We start from the raw sequence: 591 nt of genomic DNA on the forward strand, positions 1-591 counted from the left end.
CTCGACACCCGCGAAGCGCTGACGATGGCGCTGGCGCAGTTCGAAGGCACCCTGATCGTGGTCTCCCACGACCGCCACCTGCTGCGCGCCACCACCGACCAGTTCATGCTGGTCGGCGACGGCACCATGAAGCCCTTCGACGGCGACCTCGACGACTACCGCGACTGGCTGCTGCAACAGGCCGCGGCCAAGCGCAACGCCGCCAGCGCCGCGCAGGCCCCCGCCACGGGCGACGGCGCCGCCGCGGTCAACCGCCGCGACCAGCGCCGCGCCGAAGCCGACGAACGCCAGCGCCTAACGCAGTTGCGCAAGCCGCTGACCAAGGAACTGGAAAAGGTGGAAAAGCGCATGGCCGTGCTGCAGCAGGCCAAGAGCGAGATCGATGCGTTCATGGCCGACGAGAGCAGTTATGCGGAGGGTAACAAGGGGAAGTTGATGGAGATGCTCAAGCGGCAGGGGGAAGTGGGGGGGGAACTTGATACGCTCGAGGAGCGTTGGCTGGAGTTGCAGGAGCAGATTGAGGGGATTGTTTGATTTTTTGGAAGATTATTTCAATTTTAATGGCTTAAGAACCTGTCAGATTTTTTGTGT

The 591-nt window shown here is 62.4% G+C and carries 1 pseudogene; it reads left to right on the forward strand.

From position 1 onward, the window contains the following. Positions 1-534 (forward strand): annotated as a pseudogene (locus tag K206_RS38955) (ABC transporter); the annotation flags it as partial. Positions 535-591: the final 57 nt, after the last annotated feature.

It is taken from the genome of Cupriavidus sp. WS, from assembly GCF_000395345.1.
In the GTDB taxonomy this organism is placed as follows: domain Bacteria; phylum Pseudomonadota; class Gammaproteobacteria; order Burkholderiales; family Burkholderiaceae; genus Cupriavidus; species Cupriavidus basilensis_B.